We start from the raw sequence: 15,950 nt of genomic DNA, 5'->3' as shown, positions 1-15,950 counted from the left end.
GCATCTTCCGCCCATGCCAGCAGCTACGCCGCCAGAGCGTCATCCGCAGCCTGCTTGATCAGCCATTCGATGTGATTTGACCACATCTGCAACACCTCGCGCTTCTCCTTGACGTTGCTATAGAGATCGTAGATTTCGCCAATGTCTCCGGTGCGGGCTCACAGCCCGTCCATATAGCCGCCAGTCTGCTGCCTTCGAGTGGCCCATGTTGGCCGCGGCCAGGAAGTGGCGACGATTGAAAGGACAAAATCAGTTGCCGAAACTCATCGCAGGTGACGGTCTGGTGGCAATTTGGGCACATCTTGTGTCTCGTCGCCAGTAAACACGGATGCCCGGCAGGAGCTGAGCTCGCTGCCGGCGGAAATCGTAGAGCGCCAGCGACGCATTCTGATCTTTCGTCAGGCAGTCGACCGCCTTGGCATACGCCTCGGCCTCCATCTCGATCGACCTGAACCGGTATCTTGTGCGCCATCCGGACGATCTGGGAAAGCTTGGCCGGGCCGGCGCCTTCCCAGGCGCACGGGAAGCGCGACGACCCATGTGGACCTTGGATTTCACTCCGCACTTACGCTGCTTTGGCCTTGTCAGCAGCCTGAGCATAAAGCGTGCTCAGCTTTCAGGCCGAGCACTCATCCATTGTTGACAGCACCTGTCGTCATTCAGGATCGCCCCATTCTCGCAGGCCGCTTGCAGCTTTCAGGCTGTTGTCAGCCAGGGCCGCCATAAAGGGTCTCGTTAAACAATTCAGGAGGCCGTTCCAATGAACAATCAGTTTGCGAGACTTTTTCGAGGACCAGGTATGCAGGCTTGTTTCAGGACAAAGAACTTTCTGGCGGCAACCACCGCGATGACGACGGTATTCCTGCCGGCTGTGTCTCTCGGGGTGGGTCTGGTAGCATTTCCAACTGGAGAAGCGTTGGCCGACGACCCGATTTCGATCCCGCTGGAGTATGTCGGGGAAGGCCATGACCGCCTGGGCATCTGGGCCAAGATCAACAATGGCAACGCGCAGCGATACGTATTCGACACGGGCTCGGACCAGCTCAACACGCAGATCGGGTCAGAGGTGACCGGGGTCCGCCCGATTGCCGACACGCCTTACGTATATACGTACGGGGACGGAACGTATGGTAATAAGCTTCAGAACGTGGAAATTGATAAATTTACATATGTCGATCCAGATCAAAAGATAACAATCGACGGGCCGTCTGTAAGCGATAAGAAATACCGGGCTGCTCGCATTCTCGATTTTGTCTATACCCATGCGTATTGCAAGGACAACAATCTTAAGTGCACGCCGGGATCCGTGACGGATGGACTTAAAGATATGTATGGTCAGGATCTCCAAGAACCTTATCACGCCGATAAGGAGCAGCGGGCGAAAATGACCGCTGGCAAGATGGCAGACGAAGGCGGCGATTTCGCAGGTACATTCGGGGCCGGCGATTTTCTTGGCAAGACAAGTGTCTGGGGCATGATGGGCAGTGTCACCAGGTCTGGCTACGTGGTCTCCGCCAATGTGAATCCGGATTCCGAGAGCGACCAAACGCCTGGCTGTTCCCCCTGCACGATTGTCAACCTCAATCCAAGCCTCCGGGCCCAATATACTAATGCCATGCCATGGGGAGAACCCGAGGAAAAAGATCAGGATTCTTATCAGAATTTTCCTGGCTCTGGCGCCAATGCCTCGACCGAATACGAAGGCAGCTACAATCTGCAGTACACGGTTAAGGATGGAGCCCCACCAATCACCGACCCCAACAAGACCGCGGTATTGCTCGACACCGGCACACCGGGCGGTGGCAGTCTGGAGATCAGTGATGCGATGCTGAAGCAATTTCAGGATGCGGGCGTCAAACTTAAAAATGTTCGGAGAAATGAGCAACGCGAGATCGTAAGCGCATCGGGCAACATCCCGAGCGTTACAATCGCAGGAACGGATGGCGATCCGGTAAGGCTGGACAATATCGACTTCACCTACACCAGCGGCACGACGGAACAACCCAATGACCAGACCAGTTTTGTTGCCGGTCTTGACTTCTTCAAAAACAGATCGGTCATTTTCGATCTGGAGAAGAAGTATACCGCTTATACGTCACATTTCGTCACTGCCAGCAACTTCTCTACCGATTCATCCGCACCCGAAGGGACCGGTCTGAGCAGGATCACGACGAGCATGGGGAATGAGGGCGGGTTCGGCATAGCGGGTGTCGTCTCCGGCTCCGGATCGCTGACGCTTGATACAAAGACGGTGGTCCGGATGACGAATGTCAACACCTACACCGGCGAGACGAATATTGCTCAGGATGCCTATCTCTCGCTTGCGGGGCTCGGCAACATCCAACGGTCAGCGAAAGTCGTTGCAGACGGCACGTTCGATATCTCCGAACATGGAAATGGCAGCGACTATTGGGGAATCTCCGACGCCTACAACGATGCCCGTATTCGTAGCCTGAGTGGCAGCGGAACGGTCGAACTGGGCAAGCGTACCCTGGTGCTAACGGATTCGAACGACACGTTCGCCGGCAGCATCAACGACCTCGACGTTGATAACAATAATATGGGCGGCAAACTATTCGTTGCCGGTGGCGTGCAAACGCTGAGCGGAAAGAACAATTTTTCCGGCATGACGACGGTCGGTTCCGGCGCGGGATTGCTGCTTGCCGATACAGGTGTGCTTTCCCATGATGCGACCACGTCCGGCTTTCTCGGGAATGACGGGCAGATCGGGGGCACGGCTATCGCAAACAGCGGCGGTGTCGTCGCAGGCGGCGGCACCTACGGTGCGGTCACCATTTCCGAGGGCGGCACGGTCGCTCCTGGCAGTGCGACCGATCCGAGCAGGATCGTCACCACACTGACTGTCACGGGCGATTTCGCGCAGCAGTCCGGATCGATCTATCAGGTCGACCTCGCAAGGTCGTCCGATCTCATCGATGTTGGCGGAGCAGCGGCGATCGACAGCGGCGCGCAGATCGAGCTGCTGCGGCAGGGAACGCTATCGGTCGATGCCCGATATACTCTGCTCTCCGCAGCAGGCGGCGTAAGCGGCACCTATGGCGGGCTGACGGGGGCTCTGGCGACAGACGCGACGCCCTTCGTCGATTTCCAGCTCGTCTACGATGCCAACAATGTCTATCTCGATATCAGCCGCACATCGACGGCGTTTGCCGATGTAGCCAGCACCTTCAATCAACGCTCGGTCGCCGCAGCGGCTCAGGCGCTTGGAAGCGGTAATCCGATCCAGGACAACATCCTGTTCCTGACGGCGCCGGAAGCCCGCAACGCTTTCGATATGCTATCAGGCGAGGTTCATGCTTCCATTCATAGCGGCCTCATCGAGGACAGTCATTCTGTACGCGATGCCGCGAGCGAACGGATCCGTGCGGCGTTCGACGGCGTCGGTGCCTCCAGCGTTCCGGTGATGACTTATGGGCTGGGTGGTCTGGAACTGGCCCCGGCAACGAGTGAGAATTTCGCCGTATGGGGCCGTGGCTTCGGCGCCTGGGGTCATCTCGACAGCGACGGCAATGCCGCCGGTCTCGATCACTCGACAGGCGGCTTTCTGGCTGGCGGTGACGCGGCTGTCGGCGAAAGCTGGCGGCTCGGCCTCATCAGCGGCTACAGCCATACCTCCTTGGAGGCGGACGATCGCGCGTCGTCGGGCTCGAGCGAGAATTACCATCTCGGTCTTTTTGCCGGCACGCAGAACGGCAATCTCGGTTTTCGTTCCGGCCTTGCCTATACCTGGCACAGCATCGAGACCGGCAGGTCCGTGGTCTTTCCAGGCTTCGCCGACAGCCTTTCGGCCGATTACGACGCCGGCACGTTCCAGGCCTTTGGCGAGCTCGGCTACCGTATCAATACGGCTTCGGCTTCCTTCGAGCCCTACGCTAATCTCGCTTATGTGAATTTTGACGCCGATGGCTTCACCGAGAATGGCGGCGCAGCCGCCTTGTCGAGCGGGGATCGCTCGAGCGACACGGCGTTTACCACGCTAGGTCTGCGTGCGTCGACGGTACTGACCCTCGGCACCGTGACTGCTACCGCGCGCGGCGGTCTTGGCTGGCGCCACGCCTTCGGCGACGTCAGGCCGGATACCGCTCTTGCCTTTGCTGGCGGTTCCTCCTTCGCCATCAAGGGCGTGCCGATCGCAAAGAACGCAGCTCTGCTCGAAGCTGGGCTTGACGTAAACATCACCGAGAACGCGACGTTCGGCATCGCCTATCAGGGACAGATCGCCTCGGATGCCCAGACACACGGGTTCAGCGCCAAGCTCGGCGTCCGTTTCTAAATCACCCGCAAAAGAGATTGGTTATGAAGTCAGTGAGTGCATTTTCTTTTACCGTCGTTCTCGGCTCAGCGACGGTGATGTCTGTGTCCGCCGCGCGAACGGACGATGCCTGCTACAACAAGGCACAAAGCCTATGATGACGCAATGTTCAATCGACGACCTGAAGCCAGTCGATGGCGAGCTTGACAAGCTCTACAAGGAGATGGAGACCCGGCTCAAAGAGTCCCGGCGCATGTCCAGGAACTGGTCGAGACCGCGAGGGGCTACAACGCCACCTCGGAGAACACGCGCGACGCCTACCCCAAGGATTGGCGGCATTTTTCCTCCTGGTGCCGGCGCGCTGGCTTCGATCCCCTGCCTCCGGGCTCGAAGGTGATCAGGCTCAATATCAGCGCCTGTGCCTCGGGCACCGCCGCCGGCGATCCGAAGCGTGGCGCCCCTGCCCTTTAGTTTGCGACCATCGAGCGGCGGCTTTCCGGCCTCGCCTGGAACTTTACCCAGCGCGGCCGGCCGTTGGACCGCGCGGAGCGGCATATCTATAAGGTTCTTGCCGGCATTCGCCGCAAGCACGCAAAGCCACCGCGGCAGAAAGAGGCGGTCCTGGCGACGATCTGCTGGCGATGATCGCCACGCTCGGCCACGACCTCAGGGCCTGCGCGACCGCGCTATTTTGCTCCTGGGCTGTGGCGGCGGCCTGCGGCGCTCCGAGATCGTCGGTCTCGACGTCATGCGCGACGACAACAGCGATGGCGCCAGCTGGATCGAGATTTTTGACGGCAAGGGCTGCTGGTCACCCTGCGCGGCAAGACCGGCTGGCGCGAGGTCGAGGTCGGCCGCGGCTCCAGCGACCACACCTACCCCGTAGTCGCGCTCGAGAGCTGGATCCGCTTTGGCCGCATCGCACGTGGACCCCTGTTCCGCCGCATCTTGTCGATCAGGTCGATATAATACGAAAAAGCCGCCGCCATTCGGGACGGGCGTCGGCTATCATGTCCAGCCATTATGCGGCGAGCGGATAGCTTTCGCCGGACCAGGCAGAGAACTTGGCGGCAAAAGCCTTCATCTCGTCGACCGCGAATGTGGTGCGCGGTTGCGAACTCGACTTGCTGGGCGAGAGGGACCTCGCCGAGAAAGGCGCTGACATGAGCGGGATGCTGCTTGGCCAAATCGAGATCCGCAAAGCAATCGGCCAGCGCCGCGTCGTCCAGCTGTACGCTGCAGGGCGCGTTCACGTCGTCAAGACGGATGCCAAATGCTTGCTCATAATGGCCGCAAGGTAATCGTTTCGGGTCGGAGACACAAGTTGCCGCCTCCTTCGCCGTAGAGTGGCCCGATACAATCACGATCGATATTGCCACCTCTTATCGATAGTGATCGCATAGTTCCCTGATTCGACTCTCAACCGCTCATATCAAGCGATTACTTCCATGTATCTGCTGCGCTAGCCCGTCCTGGCCTTGGAGTGTCGCTCCTCACCTCCTCCACCACTCACCAGCCCGATGGGAGTATCGCCCGCCAGCAGCTTCTCCTTGCTGAGCAGCGCGGCAACCTCAATCGCCTCGAAATCGGGCAAATCCCGCAGTGTGTCGAGGCCGAAGTGCAACAGGAAGGTCTTGGTCGTGACGTAGGTGTAAGGCGTGCCAAATTCAGCGGGCAGGCAGACGTTGACCCACAACAATCAAGGGGACGGTGCAGGCCAAGATTGCGGCAGGGCTTGGGCCCCCCACCCTTCTCCTCAGAACTCCGCTGCTTCCAGCTGGCGGCTGAAACTCACAGGCGCAGCCAGCTTGGTCTCTAACAGCATCGATCGCATCATGGTGTCTGCCATGAATCCGTGTGCGTGAAGCGCTCCAGAGCGAAGATGTTGGGCGTCAACCAGGTTCACTCCAATGAGCTTCACTTCTCGAGTTCTGCACAGTGTCCACGACTGGCGCCGGAGGTTGATCCGGTGATTAGGAGGAGCACTCGTTGTCGGATTCTCGACGATGTCGGACATGTGACACAACGCTTCCAGAGCGATCGCATTGTTCCGAAACGATTTTCCCAGTTGGCACGAAGGTTGCGGCCCTATGCGCAAAAGCACTGCGATGCCGCACCGACTGGAAGAACTCATCAATGATCACGCTTTTCGAACATGTGGGCGCCGCTACCGACACTGAGCGTTCCCGAGCCGACGGAAGCCTCTATCCCTTCTTTCTGAAGGCTGTCCGGACATGAACGCATTTGATGTCCGTCCAACGCTTGATGCTCCCGACGACGATCCCTATGTCTGGCTTGAAGATGTAGAGGGCGAGCGGGCACTTGCCTGGGCCGCCGGCCAATCGGCAAGGACTCTGAAGCACTTCGGTGGAACGCAGTTCGAGCGCGACCGCGCGGCTCTGACAGCCATTTTCGACAATCGCGACAATCTTCCCCTGATCGCGCGCCGTAGTCAGTACCTCTACAATTACTGGCGAGATGACGGTAATCCACGCGGACTGTGGCGCCGGACCACCCTTGCCGCCTACATGAAGGCGGATCCCCAATGGGAGCTACTGCTCGATCTGGATGCTCTCGCGGCTAGCGACGGAGAGGACTGGATCTGGGACGGCGCGTCCATCGAGCCGGAGAGACGGGAAAGAGCCGTTCTGCGCCTGTCGCGCGGCGGCAGCGACGCGGTCGTGCATCGCGAATTCGACCTGATTTCTCTGAGCTTTGTCGCCGACGGCTTCAACCTCCCCGAGGCCAAAGGCTACGTTAATTGGCTGGACCCTGACACGCTTCTGCTTTCCAGTGCGCTTGGTAATGGCATGGCCACCCGCTCCGGCTATGCGCGCACAGTTCGACTGTGGAAGCGTGACGCGGATCCCCTCACCACGCCGGCAATCTTCGAGGCCGGGTTCGAAAGCTTCCAAGTGTCTGGTCATTCGGACCGCACCGGCCGCAGCGAGCGCCTTTGGTTCATCGAGCAGCCGGCCTTCTTCGAGAAGATCAGCTGGATCGGCGATAGGAGCGGGCCGAGGAGGCAGATCGATCTTCCTCGCGACGCGTCGTGGCGGGTCTTCGGCGACTGGCTGGCGGTAAGGCCGCGCAAGCCCTGGACGGTGGGAGGCACCACCCATCCCGCCGACGCGCTGATCGTCATCTCGCTTTCCACTTTCCTCGCCGGCGGACGCCGTTTTGAGACCCTGTTTCAACCAGGGGAAAGGCGCTCCATGCAGTCATTCTTCTGGAATGACGGGAAGCTCATTATCTCTTACCTCGTCAATCTCGCACCGCGTTTCGAGATGTTCACTCCCGGCCACCAGGAATGGACGCGCCGAGTCCTGAACACCCTGCCCGCCGAAGGTACTGTCGACGTCTGGTCATTCGATGCGGCAGTTCACGAGACCAATGGAGAGGTCCTGATCTGTGCTCAGGATCCGATCACGCCGCCGCAGCTCTTGCTGTTCGATCTGAATGCCGCGCCGTCTCTCAGCGCTTCAGCAATCCTGAAGCGCAGCCCGGAGAATTTCGATGCATCCGGACTGGTGGTCACGCGCCACGAGGCAGTCTCTATCGATCATGAGCTGATCCCCTATACGCAGGTTGGTCCGGCGAACGGGAACGGAGATGCTCCGATTCACCTTTCCGCTTATGGCGGGTTCGGCGTATCATTCCTGCCCTACTACAACTCCCCGCTGGGCAAGCTGTGGCTCGAGCGCGGCGGCACGTGTGTCGAGGCGAACATCCGCGGCGGCGGCGAGTTCGGCACCCGCTGGCACGAAGCCGGGCGCAGGGAGGGCAAGCGTCTCGCCCACGACGATTTCGCCGCCGTTGCCTCCGACCTCGTGCGAAGGGGCATCACCCTGCCGAGGCGGATTGCCGCCGAGGGTGGCTCAAATGGCGGCCTGCTGATCGCAAACATGCTGACCCGCTATCCTGAGCATTTCGGGGCTCTGTTCTGCACAGCACCGCTTATCGACATGCGTCGCTACACCAAGCTCTTGGCGGGCGCGAGCTGGATCGACGAATATGGCGATCCGGACAAGGTTCACGATTGGGCTTTCCTGAAGGAAATCTCCGCCTATCACGCCGCAGCGCCGGGACAGCCCTATCCGCCTATCCTGATCGCCACCACGAAACGCGACGACCGCGTCCATCCGGGCCATGCGCGCAAGATGGCCGCAAAACTGCAGGCTCTTGGCTATCCCGCTTACTTCTACGAGGCCAGCGCAGGCGGGCACGGCTGCGGCGAGGACAATCGGGAGCAAGCCGCATTCATCAGTCTAGGCACCAATTTTCTCCGCAGCGCAATCGGCTTCAACGATCACCCTCCGGAGACGGCGGAACGCGTTGCAACGCAAGAGGGGCATTTGAGGTCCATCAACAATTCATTCGAGCAGGAGACGAAATAGTGCAGTGCATCCTTTCTGAACATCAAGGAGTGAATCTCATGGCGAGAACGCGAATGGGCGTAGCGCGGGCAACAGCAGCGGCGGTGGCCCTGATCATGGTGGGACAGCAGGCCGTCGCCGCGGAGCCTGCGCAAGCAGAGACCGTCCTGGCGGAGACGGGAGCCTCGGTCACCGAAGCGCCAATCCCTTGGCAGGTCCGCCTGCGGGCGTTGGGCGTCGTTACGAAAGATCTGGGCTACGTTGATACGCTTCCCGGCTCCGGTCTTTCGTATTCGGACACGGTGACGCCGGAACTCGATATCTCGTATTTCTTCACCGACAACATCGCCGCCGAACTCATACTCGGTACCACTTATGCCAACATCGCGGGCCAAGGGACGATCGGAGGGTTGGGCAACATCGGCAAAGTTTGGCTGCTGCCGCCGACACTCACGTTGCAGTACCATTTTACCGATCTCGGCGCGTTCAAGCCTTATGTCGGCGCCGGCGTGAACTACACGATCTTCTACAACCAGGACACTGGCAGCGCTGATGCTCTCAAGGTGAAGAACACGTTCGGCACGGCGCTGCAGGTCGGATTCGACTACATGGTGGACCAGCACTGGGGCCTCAACTTCGACGTGAAGAAGCTTTTCCTGAAGCCGGACTTCGACGTCACGGTGACCGGCGCGAAGCTGACGGGGAAGGCGGAGCTCGATCCCTGGCTGATAGGCGCAGGTGTCACCTACCGCTTTTGAATATCAGAGTGAAGTCTGCTTCCCGACTGCCGGTTTAAATGAAGGGCGCCTCGCGCGCCCTTTTTTACGGTCGACACTGCAGCGCAAGACCTCATGAAGCTATTGTCGGGCGGGGTTCTCTTCCGGCGGACCAAGAAGATGCACTGGCCAACCGGCCTTGCGCCTGAGGTGGAGTGCTTAGAAGCGCTTTGGATCGGGACGGGCTTTGGTATTGTGGGTGGAATGCTTCAGCCAGACCATTTGCCAGCATCGTCTCCCGGACGTCATGTGTGAGCTTCTTTGTCAGCGCAAGGCGAACACGGATCTCCTAGCAGGCCGTTGAAGAAGTGTCCCGTTTGGCCTTGAGGATTGCCTCGTCGCCGTTGTGATAGAAGGTGATGTCGATGGAGCCGTCGTCGAGCAGTTCAGCATGGCCGTCGCCTGTGACCTCGTCCATTTCGTCGAATCCGACCCATGTGAAGAAGACCGTCGACGGGCCGTAGCCGAGTTCGAGGGTTAGATGAGCCAAACGCCAGTGGGGCGTCCTGGGGACGACGCGCGCGAGATTCTGGTCGTGGTGGCCAGCCCAATACGATGTGAGAAGTTGCTGCCGGTGCGGGTACCGGAGGTCGCCGATAGTGACAGCCGATGTTCGACAGCGGCAAGGACATGCTCAGCCGTCAACGCGCCGAGGGCTTGGCCGGGAATGGTGGTGATGGAACCAATCCAGAAAGCGGCGGCTGCCCAGGAGAACGCCTTCGCGGGACTTTGACTCCAGTCCGCACACCCTGCTCAGATAGTCCGAAAAAGAGGTCAGAAGCGGAGCATCCGGATTATTATCTACACTGGGAACAGAAGCATGGAAGCGTTCTGGAGCCACTCGCCGCGCGTTTACCAGTGCCGACACTGCTCCAAGCTGACTATCTGCCATGACCACCTGCCGAACGTAGTCCGTTGATGCCACCGGTACCCTTCGCGGTCTGCTCCAGCGGGAAGATCGGGTCTGATCGACCCTGCTGACCTGTGCGGCGGCCTCTCTCGCTAGGGCGTCCCCCTTCCTGTCGTCCTCCTCCGCCGCTTTCGGCTGCTTTCGGCCCGCCGCCCTCGCCAAGGCGTCGTAGTCGGTAAGCGCGTCCTCCGTCTCCTTTAGGGGCTTCATCGCGTGACTAGAGTTTAGCGCGTGTTTGTAGGCGGCGGACCGAATGGTCGTCGAAATGCCACTCAGCGCCACCGCAAGATGCCCTAGGGCTTCCGCCTCATGATCTGACAGCGGCACGTCACGATTAGAGCCGATTGCCCTGCCTTCTTCCAGTTTCACAATGTTTGTAGTCATTTCCTGCTCCATCGCGTTGACTGAGATACGATGGAGACGGAAGTGGAGAACAAATTTTTACAAGCAACTAAGATGATATTCTCGTCAACGGGACAATAGTGGACGTTGAGGGCGGCGAACAGGGTGGTGGTGCCGTTGCGCTTGTAGTCGTGCCTCATCGTACCGAGCCGCCCCTTCTTCATCGGCAGGCCGGGTGGGTGCGGTCGAGCGCCGGATCTGGCTCTTTTCATCGACCGACAGAACGATGGCATGGGCCGGCGCATCGAGATAGAGGCCGACGACGGCGCGCAACTTGTCGACGAACTTCGGATCATTGGAGAGCTTGAACCTGGCGCCAGCGGTGGGGTGCGAGACCATGCGCCTTCCAGATGCGCCTGACGGCGCTGGCGCTGATTGCGGCGGCTTGCGCCATCATGTCGGCGGTCCAGTGGGTCCTCTCGCCCGGCGGATCGGCAAGCGTCAGTGCCACGACGCGCTCGCCGACATCGGGACCGAGCGGCGGAATGCGCCACTGTCGCGTCTTGTCGCGCAGCAGCCCGTCACAGCCTTCCGCGGCAAAGCGCTCCTGCCAGCGCCAGACGTCGGTCTTCGACTTGCCGATGCGGCGCATGACCTCGCCGGTGCCGACGCCGTCGGCGGGCAAAAGCACTATCTCGGCGCGCCAGACATGCTTTTGCGGGGCGTTGCGATCCCTGATCAGCGCCGTCAGACGGACGCGATCGGCCGACGAAACGGTGAACGATCTTCCTGTGCGCATGCGCCAGACTCGCACGCGCAGGCCAGAAAGGGAATCTCTGATTGGACTCCTATGTCAGGCGGGAACCACTAGACGCCGAGACCGCCGATGCAGACATGTTTGGTGTCGAGATAATCCACGATGCCCTGGAGGCCGCCTTCCTTGCCGAGGCCCGATTCCTTGACGCCGCGGAACGGCACCTCCGGCGTGGTGATCAGGCCTTCATTGACGCCGGTACTTCAGTCCTTCCATCACGCGGAAGGCGCGACCGAGATCGCCGGTGTAGAAGTAGGCCGCGAGGCCGAACTCGGTGTCGTTGGCGAGCGGCGTGCCCGACCTGAGACATGGGTGACGTTTTGTACCGGACACGGATGAAGTGCACCCCTCGGGTGAGCGTTTGCTCGATAATATCCACTGAAGTGAAGCAGTCGGTCTTAATGCTGGAACTCATGCCACCCGACCGACCCGGGAATTCGCAGCAGCGGCGCCGTCGAGTGCAGAACGAATGCCGTCAACCAAGGGGTCGATCTCGCTTTCGGTGATTATATAGGGCGGACAGATTCCAAGCACGTCTCCCATATTGCGGATCATGACGCCGTGCTCGCGGCACCGCCGCTCGACATCGCCGATCCTCAGCTCGGGCGCGAAGACGCGACGGGCGCACGATCCTCGACGATCTGAACCCCCGCGATGAAGCCGCGGCCGCGGGCTTCACCGACAAGCGGATGGTCGCCGAGCGCGTCCGCGAGGGCTCCATGCAAGTGATCGCCGAGACGACGCGCCTGGGTCACGAAATCGATCTCGCTGTAGATCCTGATCGCCTCGGCGGCGACGGCCGCTATCACCGGATGACCGGAGTAGGTGAAACCGTGACCGAACACGCCGACCTTGTGGGCCTCGTCAGCGGCGCATTGATAAATCTTGTCGAGATAATGACGCCGCCAATGGGCAGGTGACCGGATGAAAGCCCCCCGGCGATCGAGAGCATGTCCGGTTCCATCCCAAATGTCTGGCTACCAAACCAGTTCCCGGTGCCTCCGAAGCCGCAGACCACCTCGTCGGACAGCATGAGGATAATTTCTCACTTTCTTGCGAAGATCGGGGGTGTCCACGGTCATTCGTATTACGCGAGATCCGCGAGGCCAAAAACCATCATACCAGAGAGGCGAAACTGCTATCTAGGTGTTTAGATGCAAGAAATTAATCCTGCATTGTTCCCGCACCAGGAACACCCGAGAGGATACCAAGCAGTATTGAACCTTGTTGAAAATGCTCTCGGCGCGCTGGGCGTTATAATTTCTCGAAGGCGATCACAAGAACGTCGCGATAAGCGTACGGCATTTTCAGGTTTTCGGCCACAATCGACGATACATCGTGAAAGGTTTCGCGGTCGTTGCAGATCACAAAATCATTCGGGGAGTTCATTTCGACCTCGCCGAGGAACTCCTTTGAGGCGTCGGTGATCATGCTCATGCCGCCGGTGACGTTGACCCGCCCAATCATATAGCAAGCAATGAAGTCCACCCCGTCCTGGTGAAGGCCCTCGGGTGCCGGTTTGCCGTTTACACCATCGCGCGCGACAATCCGGTAGGGATGGATCTTGATATTCCAACGATCATGTCGGGCGGCTTCACATAGAATTCTGCAGAAACCTGTCAGAATCTTTTCTAAGACGGGATGGTCTATAAAGGAGTTTTCAAGGGGCTCGAAGTGGCGCTTGAAGCCGCCATTCAGATGATTGACACTTTTTGATTGTTCGTAGGGGGCGTGGGGTAGGAGCCTAAAGATTCCGTCAGTTGCGTCATATTCAAAAGCGCTATAGCGCCGGTAACGATATGTTCCGCCGTCACGCATGTATTCATCGAGAAGAAGTCGATTCCAATGGTCAGCAAAGTTCTTCCAGGCTGCATCAATTTCGATGCCAAAGCAGGCTTCGGGGCGCTCGCCTTTTGAAAACCACCATCCATTTGTCACCAGACCGTCAGTGCATTGTTGACTGAGGTTGGCCGGCGCCTGGGGTGCGTTGTTTTCCACGGGTGTCTCCCTTTTGGCGACTTGGCGAGGACGGAACGCTTTGGACGACGCTATGTGGGTTGCGGCTTGGTATTCCCAAAGGTGGCGGTCCCTAATGTATCTCGGCGTCCTGGCTCGGATCGACCGAGGTAAAAAGCGTGTGTGATCGACTATGTAGCTGACGCTCCCGCTAACGCCCTCGAGGGCGGATGCAATGGCCCGTTCGCACATCTGGTGAATAGTACTGCCCCATGCACCTGAAACCGCCTCTTGGGACCAGGCTTGCTCAAGCCCTTGCTTCAAAACGATTGATGCCACGTCAAGAGAAGCGGTTTCGAGGTGACGCAGCGCGTCGAAGATAATGGCCGCCGCAGGGGCCTCGCGGACTTCGAGAACCTTTTGGCCGGTTGTGATGTGTTCAAGCCCGACAAAGCGGCCGTGCCCGAATTTGCCGACCGTGTTATTCAGGAACGGGATTGCGTCGACCAATGCAACATCACGGTCATCAATTGACACGAGACTTCCGTCTGCAAACCCGAGTTTGATCTCTACCGGCTGCTCTGCGGGAATGTTGCGCGTCCAAGCAAATGCCTCCTCGGGGATGGAAAAGTTCTCGGGATCTTCCAAAGGCCCCGACTCGAATTCCCGACACCAGAGGTTTTCGTCCGCGCTCCACGTACGGTCCGCCACAAAAGTCGCTCCACACTTGGACAGGTCGGAGGTCTTCTGTTGTCGGGATATCACAGAGCATTCATACGGACTGCCGAAGTTGCCGGAAAATCCTGAGCGCTTAATGCTATTGTTAAGGCGCGGAAGACTGTTTTGAGAAAGGTTTGCTGTATGAAGAACCAGCCGTGAGCCGATTGACCTTGCATGATTAACAACCAAAGATGCGATTATGGGACGGCTCAACGAACTGCTCAACGGATAGATGCCAAGGTACTTGGCGTGGGCTCGAATGGCTGATTTTACGCCTTGTTCGACAAAGGCATCCCGCCCTTCGAGGCAGACAAAGCGCGCGCCGAACATGGCTGCCGTCCGTTCCAACAAAGGCTGATCGATGCGCGTTCCGACATCCGCTGCGACAGCTTCAATGTTCGCAAAGCCAAGGCTTTGCAGCTTGTAGAGAAGATAGGTGCTGTCGAGACCGCCGCTGAACATGGTTGCAACTGGTGCGGTTCGGTCCGGAAAAGCCTCCAGATCTTCAAAACTCGAAATGCCGCCGATGGCGGGTTTGGTGGAAGCCAAGATGGGGTTCATTTGGATGTCCTGCTCTCAAACCAGATGCCAGCAAACGTCCCAGCGAGGACGAGGCCTGCGCCTATCAAGCTCGGTACTGTCAAAGGCTCATTCAGAAGAAGGTGCGCTAGAACGAAACCAAAAAAAGGTTCTGTTCCCATCAAGAAGCCAACCCGTGTCGGTGTGGATTTTCTCACTGCGGCATTTTGAATGTAGAATGCAGCGAGGGTGCAGAAGAGTGCAAGGAAGGCAACAGCGCCCCAAAACTGAAGGGTGGCCCTCACAACAAGGCCTGAAATTCCGAACTGAGCGACGGCCAAAACGAAAGTAAGTGTTGCCACCGTCGATCCCTGGATGGCCGTCAGGGCTGCAGATGAAATCTGCCGGCCGGCCAGAAGGCGTTTGGTGGAAACGACCATAACCGCTCGCAGAATCGCGGCCCCCAAGACAAGCGCGTCACCCGGGCTGAACCTGCTGATCCCGCCAGTGAGAATGCCGACACCGATGCACGCTATGGCAGCACTTGCCAAAATGCCCGTAGGTGGAAGTCGCCGTGATAGCCCATAGTCGATGATCGGCGTGAAAATCACACAAAGCGATATGATCAAGGCCGTGTTCATTGCGCTTGTCGATGCAACGCCGTAAGTTTCAGCAATAAAGATGCAAAAAAGTATTGTTCCCAATGCGAAGCCGCGGATGAAATCGCCCCAGGAGACCAATGCGATCTCATGTCTTGCAGCCACTGCCGTAATGATCGTAGTAATCAGGAAGCGATAAAGAACAAGTATCGAAACCGGCGCGTAGAACAGTGCGCCTTTCCCGACCGGATAGCTCGCCCCCCAAACGAATGCGACTCCCAGCAAGGCTAGATCCACCGAGAAAGATGGCGTCCGTGTTTTCCTGACAGGTATTGGAGAACTTTCGAAAACGTCCACCTTCAAAGTTTCCTTTGTGTTAGCCATCCACCCTGCTGCGAGGGTCAAACAGATCAGGTCGTTCAGCCTCTTGGGCGATCCGTGCCGCGGGGTACTTGTTTTTGGTAACGCAAGTGCCGTGCCGATTCGGAAAACCATTGCTAGACAACAACCTGGTCGCCTTGATAGTTCGGCGGTTCATGTCCATCGTTGTCAGAATGCCGACAATGACTTCAACTGCAGGGATCCTACCGGCAGGGCCTCAAGGCGAACACGCGGCTCCTAGATGCCGACAAGATGGCTGGTTCAGCCATGCTGCGACAGTTGCC

The 15,950-nt window shown here is 58.8% G+C and carries 11 protein-coding genes and 4 pseudogenes; 5 read left to right on the top strand and 10 right to left on the bottom strand.

Going from position 1 to position 15,950, the window contains the following annotated elements; translation table 11 throughout:
• The first annotated feature begins 760 nt into the window (after nucleotides 1-760).
• From EOA79_RS04025 to EOA79_RS32630, 3 genes and pseudogenes are all read left to right on the top strand, one after another.
• On the top strand, nucleotides 761-4,294 hold the full coding sequence (locus tag EOA79_RS04025) for an autotransporter domain-containing protein (protein WP_082826570.1): 3,534 nt from the start codon (nucleotides 761-763) through the stop codon (nucleotides 4,292-4,294).
• A 243-nt stretch (nucleotides 4,295-4,537) separates the two neighbouring features.
• Nucleotides 4,538-5,221: pseudogene (locus EOA79_RS33430) on the top strand (integrase); the annotation flags it as partial.
• Between the two features lie 116 nt (nucleotides 5,222-5,337).
• Entirely contained in the window at nucleotides 5,338-5,574 is a 237-nt protein-coding gene (locus EOA79_RS32630; protein WP_063169293.1) for a hypothetical protein, read from the top strand.
• A 161-nt stretch (nucleotides 5,575-5,735) separates the two neighbouring features.
• Here EOA79_RS32630 and EOA79_RS04010 read toward each other — a convergent pair.
• Nucleotides 5,736-5,936, bottom strand: a pseudogene (locus EOA79_RS04010) (SMC-Scp complex subunit ScpB); the annotation flags it as partial.
• 93 nt (nucleotides 5,937-6,029) lie between these two features.
• Nucleotides 6,030-6,290, bottom strand: a complete 261-nt coding sequence (locus tag EOA79_RS04005; RefSeq protein WP_095769041.1) for a hypothetical protein — start codon at nucleotides 6,288-6,290, stop codon at nucleotides 6,030-6,032.
• A gap of 217 nt (nucleotides 6,291-6,507) precedes the next feature.
• On the opposite strand from EOA79_RS04005, the gene EOA79_RS04000 reads away from it, so the two are divergent.
• Complete coding sequence (locus EOA79_RS04000) at nucleotides 6,508-8,670, top strand: prolyl oligopeptidase family serine peptidase (RefSeq protein ID WP_082826571.1); 2,163 nt, start codon at nucleotides 6,508-6,510, stop codon at nucleotides 8,668-8,670.
• Nucleotides 8,671-8,708: 38 nt separating this feature from the next.
• Nucleotides 8,709-9,407 (top strand): OmpW family protein, encoded by a 699-nt coding sequence (locus EOA79_RS03995; protein ID WP_063169295.1) that lies wholly within the window; start codon nucleotides 8,709-8,711, stop codon nucleotides 9,405-9,407.
• Nucleotides 9,408-9,714: 307 nt separating this feature from the next.
• Here EOA79_RS03995 and EOA79_RS03990 read toward each other — a convergent pair whose 3' ends face one another.
• The 8 genes and pseudogenes from EOA79_RS03990 to EOA79_RS03960 form a co-directional block, all read right to left on the bottom strand.
• Nucleotides 9,715-9,915 (bottom strand): hypothetical protein, encoded by a 201-nt coding sequence (locus tag EOA79_RS03990; RefSeq protein WP_244514237.1) that lies wholly within the window; start codon nucleotides 9,913-9,915, stop codon nucleotides 9,715-9,717.
• 144 nt (nucleotides 9,916-10,059) lie between these two features.
• On the bottom strand, nucleotides 10,060-10,719 hold the full coding sequence (locus tag EOA79_RS33425; protein WP_063169296.1) for a hypothetical protein: 660 nt from the start codon (nucleotides 10,717-10,719) through the stop codon (nucleotides 10,060-10,062).
• A 101-nt stretch (nucleotides 10,720-10,820) separates the two neighbouring features.
• A pseudogene (locus EOA79_RS03980) lies at nucleotides 10,821-11,476 on the bottom strand (IS630 family transposase); the annotation flags it as partial.
• Nucleotides 11,477-11,544: 68 nt separating this feature from the next.
• Nucleotides 11,545-11,779: pseudogene (locus EOA79_RS03975) on the bottom strand (aldehyde dehydrogenase family protein); the annotation flags it as partial.
• A gap of 308 nt (nucleotides 11,780-12,087) precedes the next feature.
• Complete coding sequence (locus EOA79_RS34040; RefSeq protein ID WP_063169297.1) at nucleotides 12,088-12,336, bottom strand: aminotransferase class III-fold pyridoxal phosphate-dependent enzyme; 249 nt, start codon at nucleotides 12,334-12,336, stop codon at nucleotides 12,088-12,090.
• Nucleotides 12,297-12,524 carry an aminotransferase class III-fold pyridoxal phosphate-dependent enzyme gene (locus tag EOA79_RS34035; RefSeq protein ID WP_263485461.1) on the bottom strand — a complete coding sequence of 76 codons (228 nt, stop codon included), beginning with the start codon at nucleotides 12,522-12,524 and terminating at the stop codon, nucleotides 12,297-12,299. The genes EOA79_RS34040 and EOA79_RS34035 overlap by 40 nt, the downstream gene beginning before the upstream one ends.
• 221 nt (nucleotides 12,525-12,745) lie before the next feature.
• The gene (locus EOA79_RS03965) at nucleotides 12,746-14,728 is read right to left on the bottom strand and encodes an argininosuccinate synthase-related protein (protein ID WP_127215244.1); all 1,983 of its coding nucleotides are present in this window, start codon (nucleotides 14,726-14,728) and stop codon (nucleotides 12,746-12,748) included.
• Complete coding sequence (locus EOA79_RS03960; RefSeq protein WP_236473635.1) at nucleotides 14,725-15,642, bottom strand: DMT family transporter; 918 nt, start codon at nucleotides 15,640-15,642, stop codon at nucleotides 14,725-14,727. Before EOA79_RS03960 ends, EOA79_RS03965 begins: the two co-directional genes overlap by 4 nt.
• Nucleotides 15,643-15,950: the final 308 nt, after the last annotated feature.

Origin of the sequence: Mesorhizobium sp. M1A.F.Ca.IN.020.03.2.1, from assembly GCF_004023205.1 — a bacterium.
Lineage (GTDB): Bacteria > Pseudomonadota > Alphaproteobacteria > Rhizobiales > Rhizobiaceae > Mesorhizobium.
Note: the sequence above shows the minus strand (reverse complement) of the source record. Positions and strands in the feature narration are given on the sequence as shown.

Excerpts from the sequence above, each read along its gene's own strand:
- EOA79_RS04025 (WP_082826570.1), top strand. The coding sequence starts at position 761 with ATGAACAATCAGTTTGCGAGACTTTTTCGAGGACCAGGTATGCAGGCT.
- EOA79_RS03995 (WP_063169295.1), top strand. The coding sequence starts at position 8,709 with ATGGCGAGAACGCGAATGGGCGTAGCGCGGGCAACAGCAGCGGCGGTG.
- EOA79_RS04000 (WP_082826571.1), top strand. The coding sequence starts at position 6,508 with ATGAACGCATTTGATGTCCGTCCAACGCTTGATGCTCCCGACGACGAT.
- EOA79_RS03965 (WP_127215244.1), bottom strand. The coding sequence starts at position 14,728 with ATGAACCCCATCTTGGCTTCCACCAAACCCGCCATCGGCGGCATTTCG.
- EOA79_RS04005 (WP_095769041.1), bottom strand. The coding sequence starts at position 6,290 with ATGTCCGACATCGTCGAGAATCCGACAACGAGTGCTCCTCCTAATCAC.
- EOA79_RS34035 (WP_263485461.1), bottom strand. The coding sequence starts at position 12,524 with ATGCTGTCCGACGAGGTGGTCTGCGGCTTCGGAGGCACCGGGAACTGG.
- EOA79_RS33425 (WP_063169296.1), bottom strand. The coding sequence starts at position 10,719 with ATGACTACAAACATTGTGAAACTGGAAGAAGGCAGGGCAATCGGCTCT.